The 13,993-nt window shown below is 71.7% G+C and carries 14 protein-coding genes; 10 read left to right on the top strand and 4 right to left on the bottom strand.

Annotated features, from left to right (window positions below; all coding sequences use genetic code 11):
• Window positions 1-179 precede the first annotated feature (179 nt).
• From ACLF6P_RS05095 to ACLF6P_RS05085, 3 genes are all read left to right on the top strand, one after another.
• Window positions 180-1,595: a family 2B encapsulin nanocompartment shell protein gene (locus tag ACLF6P_RS05095; RefSeq protein WP_415948389.1), complete on the top strand. Its 1,416-nt coding sequence runs from the start codon at window positions 180-182 to the stop codon at window positions 1,593-1,595.
• Window positions 1,596-1,710: 115 nt separating this feature from the next.
• Window positions 1,711-2,994, top strand: coding sequence for a family 2 encapsulin nanocompartment cargo protein terpene cyclase (locus ACLF6P_RS05090; RefSeq protein ID WP_415948387.1), 1,284 nt, complete (start codon window positions 1,711-1,713; stop codon window positions 2,992-2,994).
• Window positions 2,995-3,009: 15 nt separating this feature from the next.
• Entirely contained in the window at window positions 3,010-3,915 is a 906-nt protein-coding gene (locus ACLF6P_RS05085) for a geranyl diphosphate 2-C-methyltransferase (RefSeq protein ID WP_415948386.1), read from the top strand.
• A gap of 87 nt (window positions 3,916-4,002) precedes the next feature.
• Here ACLF6P_RS05085 and ACLF6P_RS05080 read toward each other — a convergent pair whose 3' ends face one another.
• The gene (locus ACLF6P_RS05080) at window positions 4,003-4,416 is read right to left on the bottom strand and encodes an arsenate reductase ArsC (protein WP_415948384.1); all 414 of its coding nucleotides are present in this window, start codon (window positions 4,414-4,416) and stop codon (window positions 4,003-4,005) included.
• A 157-nt stretch (window positions 4,417-4,573) separates the two neighbouring features.
• Between ACLF6P_RS05080 and ACLF6P_RS05075 the strand changes: the two genes are divergently transcribed.
• Genes ACLF6P_RS05075 through ACLF6P_RS05065 form a run of 3 tightly spaced genes read left to right on the top strand, consistent with a single transcriptional unit; the run spans window position 4,574 to window position 7,037 of the window.
• Entirely contained in the window at window positions 4,574-4,882 is a 309-nt protein-coding gene (locus tag ACLF6P_RS05075; RefSeq protein WP_415948383.1) for an ArsR/SmtB family transcription factor, read from the top strand.
• Entirely contained in the window at window positions 4,879-5,982 is a 1,104-nt protein-coding gene (gene arsB, locus ACLF6P_RS05070) for an ACR3 family arsenite efflux transporter (RefSeq protein WP_415948382.1), read from the top strand. The genes ACLF6P_RS05075 and arsB overlap by 4 nt, the downstream gene beginning before the upstream one ends.
• On the top strand, window positions 5,979-7,037 hold the full coding sequence (locus ACLF6P_RS05065; RefSeq protein WP_415948380.1) for an ArsO family NAD(P)H-dependent flavin-containing monooxygenase: 1,059 nt from the start codon (window positions 5,979-5,981) through the stop codon (window positions 7,035-7,037). The genes arsB and ACLF6P_RS05065 overlap by 4 nt, the downstream gene beginning before the upstream one ends.
• On the opposite strand, the gene ACLF6P_RS05060 is transcribed toward ACLF6P_RS05065, so the two are convergent.
• Window positions 7,027-7,404 carry an ArsR/SmtB family transcription factor gene (locus ACLF6P_RS05060; RefSeq protein WP_415948378.1) on the bottom strand — a complete coding sequence of 126 codons (378 nt, stop codon included), beginning with the start codon at window positions 7,402-7,404 and terminating at the stop codon, window positions 7,027-7,029. The genes ACLF6P_RS05065 and ACLF6P_RS05060 overlap by 11 nt on opposite strands.
• A gap of 108 nt (window positions 7,405-7,512) precedes the next feature.
• Between ACLF6P_RS05060 and ACLF6P_RS05055 the strand changes: the two genes are divergently transcribed.
• The gene (locus tag ACLF6P_RS05055; protein WP_415948377.1) at window positions 7,513-7,689 is read left to right on the top strand and encodes a hypothetical protein; all 177 of its coding nucleotides are present in this window, start codon (window positions 7,513-7,515) and stop codon (window positions 7,687-7,689) included.
• Between the two features lie 95 nt (window positions 7,690-7,784).
• Window positions 7,785-9,164: an NAD(P)-binding domain-containing protein gene (locus tag ACLF6P_RS05050; RefSeq protein WP_415948376.1), complete on the top strand. Its 1,380-nt coding sequence runs from the start codon at window positions 7,785-7,787 to the stop codon at window positions 9,162-9,164.
• A gap of 276 nt (window positions 9,165-9,440) precedes the next feature.
• On the opposite strand, the gene ACLF6P_RS05045 is transcribed toward ACLF6P_RS05050, so the two are convergent.
• A complete protein-coding gene (locus ACLF6P_RS05045) occupies window positions 9,441-10,085 on the bottom strand; it encodes a LysE family translocator (RefSeq protein WP_415948375.1) in 645 nt (214 codons plus the stop codon).
• A gap of 117 nt (window positions 10,086-10,202) precedes the next feature.
• Here ACLF6P_RS05045 and ACLF6P_RS05040 point away from each other — a divergent pair, with 117 nt between their 5' ends.
• Window positions 10,203-10,655, top strand: a complete 453-nt coding sequence (locus ACLF6P_RS05040) for an Lrp/AsnC family transcriptional regulator (protein WP_415948373.1) — start codon at window positions 10,203-10,205, stop codon at window positions 10,653-10,655.
• Between the two features lie 192 nt (window positions 10,656-10,847).
• Window positions 10,848-11,324, top strand: a complete 477-nt coding sequence (locus ACLF6P_RS05035) for a YybH family protein (protein WP_415948372.1) — start codon at window positions 10,848-10,850, stop codon at window positions 11,322-11,324.
• On the opposite strand, the gene ACLF6P_RS05030 is transcribed toward ACLF6P_RS05035, so the two are convergent.
• Window positions 11,306-13,981 carry an AfsR/SARP family transcriptional regulator gene (locus ACLF6P_RS05030; RefSeq protein WP_415948370.1) on the bottom strand — a complete coding sequence of 892 codons (2,676 nt, stop codon included), beginning with the start codon at window positions 13,979-13,981 and terminating at the stop codon, window positions 11,306-11,308. The two genes, ACLF6P_RS05035 and ACLF6P_RS05030, sit on opposite strands and share 19 nt — an antisense overlap.
• Window positions 13,982-13,993: the final 12 nt, after the last annotated feature.

The raw sequence follows: 13,993 nt of genomic DNA, 5'->3' as shown, positions 1-13,993 counted from the left end.
GTCACCTCGGGACGAATGGGTCACCGGTGAAGGTGACGGGCAGAAGGGTGGTCAAACCTTCCGCGCGGGAAGATCACTGCATGTGGCGAACACCGGCGGATTTCCTGGGGTGGCCAGGGTCTCCCGGGCCTTTACTGGGGCTCGTGCGTTGATCTACTTCGCAAAGGAGAGCCTGTCTGATGACCGTCCAGACCAGCCCGGAAGCGCAGCCGGAGCAGACCCGGCAGCGGAGCAGCCTCAGCACCGAGGCCGCCCGCAACCTGGCCACGACGACCAAGTCCGCCCCGCAGATGCAGGGGATCACCTCCCGCTGGCTGCTGCGGATGCTCCCCTGGGTGGAGGCGAAGGGCGGCGCCTACCGGGTGAACCGTCGGCTGACCTACACGGTCGGCGACGGGACCATCGAATTCGTCCAGGACGGCGCCTCCGTCCGGGTCATCCCGCGCGAGCTCGGCGAACTCGCCGTGCTGCGTGGCTTCGAGGACGAGGAGGTGCTGCGCGCCATCGCCGACCGGTGCGTGCAGCGCGAATTCCGTGCGGGCGAAGTTCTCGTGGAGCGCGGCGCGCCCGCCGACCAGGCGCTTCTCGTCGCGCACGGCCGGATCAACCAGACCGCCGTGGGCAAGTACGGCGAGGAGGCCGCCGTCGATGTCGTGGGCGACGGCGGGCACTTCGGCGAGCAGGGACTGCTCGACGAGGAGGCGATGTGGGAGCGCACGGCCACCGCCGCCACCCCCGGCGTCCTGCTCACCCTGTCCCGGGCGGACTTCGCCGCCGTGCTGGCCACTTCGCCGTCACTGCAGGCCCATGTGGAGCGTTTCCGCTCGCTGCCCCAGCAGCGGCAGAACCGGCACGGCGAGGCGGAGATCGCGATGCTCGCCGGCCACTCGGGCGAACCCGAGCTGCCGGGCACGTTTGTCGACTACGAACCCTGCCCCCGTGAATACGAACTCTCCGCCGCGCAGACGGTCCTGCGTGTCCACACGAGGGTCGCCGACCTCTACAACGGTCCGATGAACCAGACCGAGGAGCAGCTCAGGCTCACGATCGAGGCGCTGCGCGAGCGGCAGGAGCACGAGCTGGTCAACAACCGGGAGTTCGGCCTGCTGCACAACGCCGACTTCAAGCAGCGGCTGCAGAGCCGCTCCGGCCTGCCGACCCCGGACGACCTCGACGAACTGCTCTGCCGCCGCCGCGGCACCAAGTTCCTCTTCGCTCACCCCCGGACGATCGCGGCGATCGGCCGCGAGTTCAACGCCCGCGGGCTCTACCCGGACCATGTCGACCTGGGTGGCCAGCAGGTTCCGGCCTGGCGCGGGGTGCCGATCCTGCCCTGCAGCAAGATCCCGATCAGCGAGACCAATACGAGTTCCATCCTGGCCATGCGTGTCGGCGAGGAGAACCAGGGCGTCGTCGGTCTGCGCCAGACCGGGCTGCCGGACGAGTACGAGCCGGGTCTTTCGGTGCGGTTCATGGGGATCAGCGAGCAGGCGATCATGTCGTATCTGGTGACGACGTACTACTCCGCGGCCGTTCTCGTGCCCGACGCGCTCGGTGTGCTGGAGAACGTGCAGATCGCCCACCGCCGCGACTAGGACCTGTCCGGCGCTGGTTCTGCCGCGCGTTCAGGGCACCTGTACGGCCGGGCGGGCCACCCGGCCCGTCCGCCCGTGGAACGGTCTGTCCATCCATCTCACCAAGGAGCCACGGATGCCCGATCCCGGGCTTTCCCGCCTGCGGCCCGGTCTGCCCGGCCCGCCCTCGGCCGCCTCCCTGCGCGGCGCGCGATCCGGTGTCGCGGATGCCTTCGTACGGAATCATCCTCCCGCCCTCGACCGGCTCCTGCACGGACCCGCCGGCCTGGGGACAACGGGCCTGCGGCTGAGCGGGCCCGCCGGGGTTGGTCCGTCCGCCGCGGACCAGCCCGCCGCGGAGGGCCAACTCACCAAGTACCACCCCACCAAGGACCACCCGACCAAGGACCACCCCGCCGACGCCGACACCCGACCCGCCGAGGGCACCCCGGTGCCCGGCCTCTACTTCCACCCGGTCCCGCCCCCCGACCCCACCCGCGTGGCCGAGGTCGGCCGGCGGATCAGGGCCTGGGCGGTGGACGAGGTGCAGGCCGTGCCGCCGGAGTGGGAGGACCAGTTCGACGGCTTCTCCGTGAGCCGTTACATGGTCGCCTGCCACCCGGACGCCCCGAGCATCGACCATCTGATGCTCGCCACCCGCCTGATGGTCGCCGAGAACGCGGTCGACGACTGCTACTGCGAGGACCACGGCGGCTCACCCGTCGGCCTCGGCAGCCGGCTGCTCCTCGCGCACACGGCACTCGACCCGCTGCACACGACGGCCGAGTACGCCCCGGCCTGGGGCGAGTCGCTGGGCTCGGACGCGCCCCGGCGCGCCTACCGCTCGGCGATGGAGTACTTCACAGGGCAGGCGAGCCCCTCGCAGACCGACCGGTACCGGCACGACATGGCCCGCCTGCACCTGGGCTATCTCGCCGAGGCCGCGTGGGCGCAGGAGGAGCATGTGCCCGAGGTGTGGGAGTACCTCGCGATGCGCCAGTTCAACAACTTCCGCCCCTGCCCCACCATCACCGACACCGTCGGCGGCTACGAGCTCCCGGCGGACCTGCACGCCCGGCCCGAGATGCAGCGGGTCATCGCGCTCGCGGGCAATGCCACCACGATCGTCAACGACCTCTACTCGTACACGAAGGAACTCGAAAGCCCCGGCCGCCACCTCAATCTGCCCGTGGTGATCGCCGAACGCGAGGGCCTGTCCGCGAAGGAGGCCTATCTGAAGGCGGTCGAGGTCCACAACGACCTCATGCACACCTTCGAGGCCGAGGCCGCCGCCCTCGCCGTGGCCTGCCCGCTCCCGAGCGTGCTGCGTTTCCTGCGAGGCGTCGCCGTCTGGGTCGACGGCAACCACTACTGGCACATGACCAATACGTACCGCTACAGCCTGCCCGACTTCTGGTAAGGAACGGACTTCTCAGTGACCAGCACCGAACTCAGCGCCGCCGCCACAGCAACCAACGGCTCCACCGGCGCCGCAGGACTGCTGCCCGGCCCCGCCTCCCCCTACCAGGGCGAGATCGCCCGCTACTGGGACCAGGAGGCCAGGCCCGTGAACCTGCGGCTCGGCGATGTCGACGGGCTCTACCACCACCACTACGGCATCGGCGAGATCGACCACGAGGCCCTCGGCAACGCGGGCGACGAGGCCTACGAGAAGCGGCTGATCGCCGAACTCCACCGTCTGGAGTCCGCGCAGACCGATGTCCTGCTCGACCACCTCGGCCCGGTCGGGCCCGATGACACCCTGGTCGACGCCGGCTGCGGCCGCGGCGGCTCGATGGTCATGGCCCAGCGGCGCTTCGGCTGTCGGGTCGAGGGCGTCACCCTGTCCTCGAAGCAGGCCGACTTCGCCAACCGGCGGGCCCGCGAGCTCGGTGTGCAGGACCGGGTGCACGCCCGGGTGTGCAACATGCTCGACATGCCCTTCCACAACGGACAGGCCAAGGCCTCGTGGAACAACGAGTCGTCCATGTACGTCGACCTGCACGACCTCTTCGCGGAGCACTCCCGCATCCTCGGCGTCGGCGGCCGCTATGTGACGATCACGGGCTGCTGGAACCCGCGGCATGGCCAGCCCTCGAAGTGGGTCTCCCAGATCAACGCGCACTTCGAGTGCAACATCCACTCGCGCCGGGACTATCTGCGGGCCATGGCCGACAACCGTCTCGTACCGCAGGCGGTCGTGGACCTGACCGCCCAGACGCTGCCGTACTGGAAGCTGCGGGCCACGTCCTCACTGGTCACCGGCATCGAGGAGGCCTTCATCAACTCCTACGAGGACGGGTCCTTCCAGTATCTGCTGATCGCGGCGGACCGGGTCTGACCGCGGGGGAGTGCTCCTGACTGCTTCCCGCCGCGCCCGATCCCGCGGCGCCTGATCCCGCGGCGTCCGATCGCCCCGGCCGTCGGCCTACTCGGCCGGCGCCGGGGCGATCTCCGTGATCAGGCCCTCGACGAGGGTCCTGATCTCGTCGCGGATGGGGCGCACCGCCTCGACGCCCTGTCCGGCCGGGTCCTCGAGCTTCCAGTCGAGGTAGCGCTTGCCGGGGAATACCGGGCAGGTGTCGCCGCAGCCCATCGTGATGCAGACGTCGGACTCGCGCACCGCGTCCACGGTGAGGATCTTCGGCACCTCGGCGGAGATGTCGATGCCGACCTCGGCCATCGCCTCGACCGCCGCCGGGTTCACGGAATCGCCGGGCGAGGAGCCCGCCGAGCGGACCTCGACGCGGTCGCCCGCCAGGTGGCTCAGCCAGGCCGCGGCCATCTGGGAGCGGCCTGCGTTGTGGACGCAGACGAACAGGACGGAGGGCTTCTCGGCCATCGGAAGGTCTCTCTTGTCTCGCGACGAATACGGGTGCGGGGCGAATGAGGAGCCAGGAACGGGTGGAGGTTCCCTCGCGGTTTCCCTCGTGGTTTCCCTCGCGGGTCACATCAGCACCCAGTGGTGTCAGTCACCGCTGATGTGAGAGTATCAGCCCATGATGACGTCAGTCGACAGTGACCTGATCAGGATCCTCGGCGACCCGCTGAGGCTGCAGATCGTGACCCTGCTGGCCCGTGAGACCCTCTGCACCACCCACCTCGTGGAGGAGACGGGCGCCCGGCAGACCAACCTCTCCAACCATCTGCGGGTGCTGCGCGAGGCCGGGGTGGTGGAGACCGAGCCCTGCGGCCGCTTCACCTACTACCGGCTCAGGCCCGACGTCATCGCCACGCTGGCCGGCCAGTTCGCCGAGCTGGCCGAGTCCGCCCGTAGCGCCGCCGACAACAAGAGGGCCTGTCCGTGACCCGCACCGAACCCATCGAACCCCCCGCCGCCACCGGGATCACGACCGAGGAGGCCTCGGTCGTCGCGAAGCTGTCGACGCTCGACCGCTTCCTCGCCGTGTGGATCCTGCTCGCCATGGGCCTCGGCCTGGGGCTCGGCCGGCTGATCCCGGGCCTGGACGACGCGCTCGCGAAGGTCGAGATCGGCGGGATCTCGCTGCCGATCGCGGTCGGCCTGCTGATCATGATGTACCCGGTCCTCGCGAAGGTCCGCTACGACCGGCTCGACGCGGTCACCGGCGACCGCCGCCTGATGATCTCCTCGCTCGTCATCAACTGGATCCTCGGCCCGGCGGTGATGTTCGCGCTCGCCTGGATCTTCCTGGCCGACCTGCCGGAGTACCGCACGGGTCTGATCATTGTCGGTCTCGCCCGCTGCATCGCGATGGTCATCATCTGGAACGACCTGGCCTGCGGCGACCGTGAGGCGGCCGCCGTCCTCGTCGCCCTCAACTCGGTCTTCCAGGTCCTTGCGTTCGGCGTGCTCGGCTGGTTCTACCTCGACCTCCTGCCGGGCTGGCTGGGCCTCGGCGAGGGCGAGACGCTCGACATCTCGATGGGGAAGATCGCGCTGAACGTCGCCATCTTCCTCGGCGTCCCACTCCTCGCAGGCTTCCTGACCCGCCGCTTGGGCGAACGGAAGCTGGGCAGGGCGGACTACGAGGCCACGTTCCTTCCCCGTATCGGCCCCTGGGCGCTCTACGGTCTGCTCTTCACGATCGTCATCCTCTTCGCGCTGCAGGGGAGGACGATCACCTCGCAGCCTCTGGACGTCGCCCGGATCGCGGTGCCGCTGCTCGTGTACTTCGCGGTGATGTGGTTCGGCACCTTCCTGCTCGGCAAGGCGATCGGCATGAACTACGAGCGCACCACGACGCTCGCGTTCACCGCGGCCGGCAACAACTTCGAGCTCGCCATCGCCGTCGCCATCGCTACCTTCGGCGTGACCTCCGGGCAGGCCTTGTCCGGTGTCGTCGGGCCGCTGATCGAGGTCCCGGTCCTGGTGGCCCTCGTCTACGTGTCGCTGGCCTGGCGCAGGAAGTTCACGGCTGTACGGTGACGCCATCGTCGTATGCGGATGTGGTGGTGATCGGCGCCGGCCAGGCCGGGCTCGCCGCCGGTTACCACCTGCGCCGGCTCGGCGTGGACTTCGTCGTCCTCGATGCGCAGGCCACGCCGGGCGGCGCCTGGCAGCACGCCTGGGACTCGCTCCGGCTGTTCTCCCCGGCGGCGTACTCCTCGCTGCCGGGCCGGCTCATGCCGGTGCAGCCGGGGCAGACGTATCCGGACGCGGGTCATGTGGTCACGTATCTGCGCGAGTACGAGAAGCGCTACGAGCTGCCGGTGCGGCGCCCCGTACGCGTACAGGGTGTGCACCGCGACGGGCCGCACCTCAGGGTCGAGACCGACTGCGGGGTGTGGCGGGCGCGCGCGGCCATCAGCGCCACGGGTACGTGGTGGCGGCCGTTCCGGCCGGCCGTGCCCGGGCGGTTCGACGGGCGGCAGCTGCATACGGCCGAGTACCGCAGTGCGGCGGGCTTTGCCGGTCAGCGCGTTGTCGTGGTGGGCGGCGGGAACTCCGGCGCCCAGATCGCCGCCGACCTCGCGTACGGCAGCGAGCTCACCTGGGTCACCCAGCGGCCGCCGCGCTTTCTCGCGGACGACATCGACGGCCGCGCGCTCTTCGACGCGGCCACCGCGCGGCGGCGGGCGCTGGAGGAGGGGCGCGCGGACACGGGCGGGGTCGCCTCCCTCGGCGACATCGTCGCCGTGCCGCCGGTGCGCGAGGCCCGCGACCGGGGGCTCCTGAAGGCCTCGCCCATGTTCAGCCGTCTCGTCCCGGGCGGGGTGGAGTGGTCCGACGGCACGCGCGCCGAGGCCGAGGCGATCATCTGGTGCACGGGCTTCCGCCCGGCGCTCTCCCACCTCGCGCCGCTCGGGCTGCGCGGGAAACGCGGCCACATCCCCACCGAGGGAACCCGCGCCCTCGGCGAACCCCGCCTGCACCTGCTCGGCTACGGAGACTGGACCGGACCGGCCTCCGCCACGCTCATCGGGACGGGGCGCCCGGCGCGCGAGGCGGCACGGGAGATCGCGGGGCTGCTCAGGAGCTGAGCCGCGGGGGTGCGAGCAGTCGGCCCATCGCGGCCACCACCGAGGGCTCGACGCGGTAGTAGACCCAGGTGCCGCGCCGCTCGGAGGTGAGCAGCCCGGCCTCCTTCAGCTTCTTCAGATGGTGCGAGACGGTCGGCTGCGAGACCCCGACATCGCCGATATCGCAGACGCAGACCTCGCCGCCCTCGTGCGAGGCGACGGCGGAGAACAGCCGCAGGCGCACCGGATCGCCGAGCGCCTTGAACATCTTCGCGGTCCGCTCGGCCTCCTCGGCGGTGAACGTCCGCTCCGTCAGTGGCGGGCAGCACGGCTCCACGGCCTCGGAGGCGGCGGGCTCGATCAGCGGCAGCGACTCGGTGAGGGACATGACCGAAGCCTAACTCTGAATTCGATGAACGTCTATGTTGACAAGCGTCGAATCAGAGGGCAGGCTGCTCCACAAGACATCGACGAGCATCGAAACAGGGAGGGCGGCATGGCCGTACGCATCACCGCACTGCTGGCCGGCATCAAGGCGCGCAGGGCGGCCCGGAGCCTGGACGGCGTCCGCTTCTGCGACAGCTGCGTCCAGGTCTGCGACACCACCTGCAGCCCGGAATCCCGGCACCGCGCCACCGAGTCCGCCCTGGCCGCCTTCGGCCCCGTCCGCTGACCGAGTCCACGAGCGCGTCCACGCCTACGTTCACGACCGTGTTCACGACCGCGTTCACCGGTCACGTTCACTGATCACGCAAGGAGACAGCAGACATGAGCGAGCAGCAGCAGCTTCCGGTGGTCGTCATCGGGGCCGGCCCGACCGGTCTTGCCGCCGCGGCCCACCTCGTCGAGCGCGGCATCGAGCCGCTCGTCCTGGAGGCGGGGCCCGCCGCCGCGAGCGCCGTACGGGAGTGGTCGCACGTACGGCTCTTCTCCACCTGGTCCGAGGTCATCGCCCCGGCCGCCGAGAAGCTCCTGTCCCCCACCGGCTGGGTGGCGCCCGACGGCACCGCCTACCCGACCGGCGGCGACTGGGCAGAGCGCTATCTGCAGCCGCTCGCGGACGTGTTCGGCGAGCGGGTCCGCTACGGCGCCCGCGTCACCGGCGTCTCGCGCTCCGGCCGTGACCGCGTCGTGGACGCCGAGCGCGAGCAGCAGCCCTTCACCGTCCACGTCGAGCACGCGGACGGCACCGAGGCCCGCCTCACCGCCCGCGCCGTCATCGACGCCTCCGGCACCTGGTCCACGCCCGGCCCGCTCGGCGGCGACGGACTGCCCGCGCTCGGCGAGAAGGCCGCCGCCGACCGCATCTCCTACCGCGTCCCCGACTTCGACGACCCGGCCGTACGGGCGCGTTACGCGGGCCGCCGCACCGCCGTCATCGGCTCCGGCGCCTCCGCCTTCACCACCCTGGCCGCCCTCGCGGCCCTGGCGAAGGAGGAACCCGGCACGCACGCGGTGTGGGTCCTGCGCCGCGGCATCTCCGGCTCCACCTTCGGCGGTGGCGAAGCCGACCAGCTGCCCGCACGCGGCGCGCTGGGCCTCGCGGCCAAGGCCGCCGTCGACGAGGGGTACGCCGACGCGGTGACCGGTTTCCGTACCGCCTCCGTGGCGCGCGACGAGCACGGCGGGCTGGTCCTCGAGGGCGAGGACGGGCGTCGCCTCGACCCGGTCGACGAGATCATCGGCCTCACCGGCTTCCGCCCCGACCTCGGCTTCGTCGACGAACTCCGCCTCGCCCTCGACGAACGCCTCCAGGCCCCCGTCGAACTTGCCCCGCTCATCGACCCCAACGTCCACTCCTGCGGCACCGTCTACCCGCACGGCGTGAACGAGCTCTCCCACCCGGAGCAGGGCATCTACCTGGCCGGCATGAAGTCCTACGGCCGCGCGCCGACCTTCCTCGCCATGACGGGATACGAGCAGGTCCGCTCCATCACCGCCGCCCTCGCCGGCGACCGGGCGGCTGCGGAACGGGTGGAGCTCGTGCTGCCCGAGTCGGGTGTGTGCGGGGGCGCCGGCCTGTTCGACGAGCCCGAGGCCGCCGGGACCACCGGGTCGGGTGAGACCGCGCAGGGCGACGGTGGCGGCTGCTGCGGTGCACCCGCCACGGTGCAGATCGGCGGCGCGGCGAGCGGCGGGGGCTGCTGAGGCCGAACACCCGCCTGCCCAAGGGGCCGCGACCGGAGCAGGGGGCCGGTCGCGGCCCTTTGCTGTGCCCGGGTGCGTACGCGTACGGCCGCACGACGGCAACGGGACCGGGAGCGCCGGAGGTTCGGCACCGGGCGGAGCGGGTCCGGGGCGATCCGGTCCGGGGCGGCCCGTGCTCAGCGCAGGAGGTGTGCGGCTTCCACCTCGTGGAGGTGGACGACGACGTCGTACGAGCGGGCCGGCGCGGTCCGCGGGGACTCCTTGGACGCGGCCGCCTCAGCGCGCCAGGCTTTCCACAAGGAGCAGTGCGGCGATGGCGATCATCAGAGCGCCGGAGATGCGGGTGACGATGCGGGCGGCCGAGGGGCGCGTGCTCAGCACGGTGCGGGCCAGGATCGCGACGCCGAGGTAGACGACGGCGCAGGCCGTCAGGTGCATGGTGCTGAGCAGCCCGGTCTGGGCGGCGACCGGCCAGCCCGTGGCCGGGTCGATGAACTGGGGGAACAGCGAGAAGTACAGCAGCAGCGCCTTCGGATTGAGCCCGCTGGTGCCGGCCCCCTTCAGCATGACCCGCAACCGCGAAGGGCCGGCCGGTCCGGCGGCCCCCGCCGTACCCGCCACTGCCTCGTCGGCCGTCACGCTGTCCGCCTGCCGCAGCACAGTCCAGCCGAGCCACAGCAGATAACCGGCCCCGGCGAGCGTCAGCCCGGTCAGCAACCCCGGTGAACCCGCCACGATCACCGCAAGACCCGCGACGGCCAGCAGCGCGTACCCCATGTGCCCGGCCAGCAGCCCCGCGACCGCCGGAACCACCGACCGCCCCCGCATCCCCGCCGACATCGCATAGGCCCAGTCCGCGCCGGGGGTGATCACCAGCAGCAGGTCCACCGCCAGGAATGCCGCCAGCGTGGTCGTGTCCATGGATCGTGCCTCGTGCCCTCTTACGTGCTTCTGTGCGCAAGGAAGGCTAGGTCGGATCGGCCCGAAAGTGTTCCCTCATCTACCCCGCTGCGAGAGCATCCGAGGGAAAATCTCCCTATGGATGCCATGGATCGAGCAATTCTTACCGAGCTGCAGCTGGACGGCCGTCTCACGGTCACCGAACTCGCCGCCCGCGTCGGGCTGAGCGTCTCCCCCTGCCACCGCCGCCTGCGCGACCTCGAACGGGCGGGCGCCATCCGCGGCTACCGCGCGGTGGTGGACCCGGCCGCCGTGGGCCTGCACTTCGAGGCCGTCGTCTTCGTCACGCTCCGCTGGGAGGACCCCGACACCGTGACCACGTTCGAGGAGGCGGTGGCCGCCGTCCCGCACGTACTCCAGGCCCAACGCCTCTTCGGCGAACCCGACTACCTCCTGCGCGTCGCCACCGCGGACCTGGCCGCCTTCCAGCGGCTCTACGACGAACAGCTCGCGCGCCTGCCGGGCGTACAGCGACTGACCTCCACGCTCGTCATGAAGCACATCGTCGACGAACGCCCGCTTCCCGAATAGCCGGGACCGCCCCCGATCAGCCGGGACCGCCCGCGATCAGCCGGGACCGCCCCGGGACACACGGGCCCGCTCCCCGATCCGCCGCTCGCACGTTCCCCCCGAACGGGCGAGGGGGTAGCGCGCGGGTGCCGGACGGGTAGCGGCCTCGGGCAGGGTGCCGGACAGGACACAGCACATCGAGGGAGGCACCTGATGCGGATGAACTTGCCGGCGGTGGGCGTACTGCTGGCCGGACTGGCCCTTTCGGGCCCGAGCGCCACGGCTGCTACGGCGGGCACAGGGGAGTCGCCGTCGAAGTCGTGGTGCGAGCGGGGTTTCGTGGCGGCGGTACACGAGGACAACAACGCCTACGACGCCCATGACATCGACCGCTACACACGGATCCTGCACCCGGACCTCGTCGTGATGGCGAACGGTGAGATCACCGTGGGCCGCGATGCCCATCTGGCGGAGGTCCGGCCGCGGATGGAGGTGGCGGGCTGGCGTTGGGAGCACGAGATCCTCTCCACGACCGTGCACGGCTGCAAGACAGGGATCGCGGTGATGGACTTCCGGTTCGTCTATCCGCCGAAGAACGTCGAGTACCACTACTCCGGCACGATGACGCTGGTGTTCGAACGCGGCCGGTGGCTGGTCGCCCAGGACACCCTCTACGAGCTGGAGTCGTGACCCCGGGCCGCGAGCCGACCGCGTGACCGCCCGGCCGGGACCACCGCGACCGCGCACATGTCGCAGCGGGCCCGGCCGGGGTGACTCAGATGGTCCCGGACGGACTCGGCCTGGGCGGCGCCCACGTCGGAGAAGATCTTCAGGGCCCGGCGCCAGTGCGCGGCGTCCCCGGTGGCGTGGGCCAGACCGTCCAGCGCCAGGGCCTGCTGGATGCGGAATCCGCTGCGCTGCGACAGGCGCAGGGCCCGCTGGAAGTACGCCAGGGCGGGAGCGCCCGTACGCAGCGCGCTCTCTCCGGCACCGAGCCAGGCGGCGCACTGAATCGGCCCGGAGCGGCACTCCCGGGCCAGCGCCACAGCCCTGCGGTGCAGATCCATCGCCTCGTCCGCCCGCCCGGTCCGCGCGGTGGCCAGGCCCAGATTGCAGGTCGCCATGGCGGTGACCCGCGGGTTGCCCGGGTTCAGGGCGAGCGCGGCGCGCAGCTCGGCCACCGCCTCCGTGTCCCGGTGGGCCTGGTGCAGCAGCATGCCGAGGCTTGTCATGATCCCGGCCCGGGTCGCCGGATCGCCGACCGTGCGCAGTGCGCTGCGCAGGTGGCCGATGCCGTGGTCGAACCGGTTCGTCCAGCCGGCCAGGACACCCAGGTTGATGTGCAGCACGGCTCGGGGCAATGGTTCCTCGGTGCGCTCCAGCGCCCACTCGTGGGTGGCGCGCCAGTCCGGGAAGTACCCCGCGTACTCGAAGTAGTCGCTCAGTACGGCGGGCAGCCGCCAGTCGCGGGCGACCGCGAGCAGATTCCGGTGCTCGGCCGTGAGCCAGGCCAGGGCCGCTTCGCGGTCGGGCAGTCGGGGCAGGTGGCGCGGTGTGTACCGGACGTCGGGCTCGGCCGGCCGCTCGCCCGGGTTCAGCGTGCCGGTGGCTCGCCGCGCGGCCGTCAGGTAGTAGTCGTGCAGCCGGGTCCCGGCGTCGTCGCCGCATCCGAGCTGCCGGGCGTAGGCGCGCAACAGGTCGTGCAGTGCGTAGCGGTCGGGGGAGGGCTGGTGCAGCAGATGGGCGTCGACCAGGCGCTCCAGGCTCTCCTCCGCGTGCTCCGGCGAACAGCGGGCCAGCGCGGCCACCGCATGACGGTCGAAACCGGCACCCGGATGCACCCCGAGCAGCCGGAAGACGCGCTGCTCCGCCGGCCCCAGGTGCTGGTGGGAGACGGCGAACGCGGCGGCGACCGCCCGGTGGTCGACGACCAGCTGGCCCAGTCGTCCGGTCTCGTCGCGCAGTCGGCGTGCGAGTGACTCGACCGTCCACGCCGGGCGGTGTGCCAGGCGGGTGCCCGCGATACGTATCGCCAGCGGGAGGCGGCCGCACAGCAGCGCCACTTCGCGTGCGGCGGCCGGATCGGCCGCCACCCGCTCGCCGCCGATCCGGCCGAGGAGTTCCACCGCCTGGGCCACGGGCAGGGAACCGACCGTCAGCGATCCGGCCCCGTCCAGGCCACCGAGCCGCCCGCGGCTGGTGATCAGCGTCAGACAACGCGGGCTGCCCGGCAGCAGGGGCCGCACCTGGTCACAGTCCGCGGCGTTGTCCAGAACCAGCAGGACCCTGCGGTCCGCCAGCTGATCACGCCAGGCCGCCGCGCGGTCGGCGAGGCTGTCCGGGATGGCCTGCGCGGGCACTCCGATGGTGCGCAGCAACGACTCCAGGGTGGCCGCGGGGTCGAGCGGCCGGGCGCCCGGGGTGTAGCCCTGCAGGTCGACGAAGAGCTGCCCGTCGGGATGGCCGGATGCCAGCCGGTGCGCCGCGTGTACCACCAGCGAGGTCTTGCCGCTCCCGGCCATGCCGTCCACCACCTGGATCGGCCTGGAGCGTGCGGCACTCAGCAGGCGTGCGACGTCGGTGGCCCGCCCGGTGAAGTCCGGCAGGTCGTACGGCAGTGTGCAGGGCGCCCGCGGTACGGAGGTGTCCTCGCCCGCCCCCAGCGCCCGCTGGTGGATGCGCCTCAGCTCCGGGCCCGGATCGAGGCCCAGTTCCTCGGCGAGCAGAGCGCGGACCTCCGCGTACACCGCGAGCGCCTCTGCCCGGCGACCGCAGTCGAGCAGCGCCTCCATGTGCAACGCCCGCAGGCCCTCGCGCAGCGGATGGGCGGCGATGAGGGCGGGCAGTTCCACGGCCACGTCCGCCGCCTGGCCGGCGTGCAGCCGCAGGCCGAGCAGCTTCTCGGTGACCGTCAGCCGCCGCTCGGCCAGGCCGCGTGAGCGGCTCTGTAACTCCCGGCTGTCGACACCGGCCAGCACCGGTCCCCGCCACAGGGCGAGTGCGGCCGTCAGGCCCTCGATCGATGGCTCGCCCGCCAGTTCGGCGAACTTCCGGGCATCGAGCTGTACTTCACCGATGCGATAGCCGGCGGCGTCCGTGTCGATCACGTCCGGGATCAACCGGCGCAGCCGGGCGACCGTCTTGTGGATCTGCTGCCGTGCCGTCGCCGGCGGCTCGCCGTCCCACAGCACCTCGGTCAGACTGCCGACCGACACGACGTGCCCGCGCTCCAGCAGCAGTGCCGCGAGCAGCTTCGCCGACTGGGCGGCACGGATCGCGACGGGCCGACCGTCGACCGTGACCTCCAGCGGCCCCAGGATGCCGAACCGAACACGTCGGGAGTCCACCTGGCGAATCTA

Origin of the sequence: Streptomyces lothianensis (assembly GCF_047779955.1) — a bacterium.
In the GTDB taxonomy this organism is placed as follows: Bacteria; Actinomycetota; Actinomycetes; order Streptomycetales; family Streptomycetaceae; genus Streptomyces.
The sequence above is the reverse complement of the archived record's forward strand: the minus strand, read 5'-3'. Positions and strand labels throughout refer to the sequence as shown.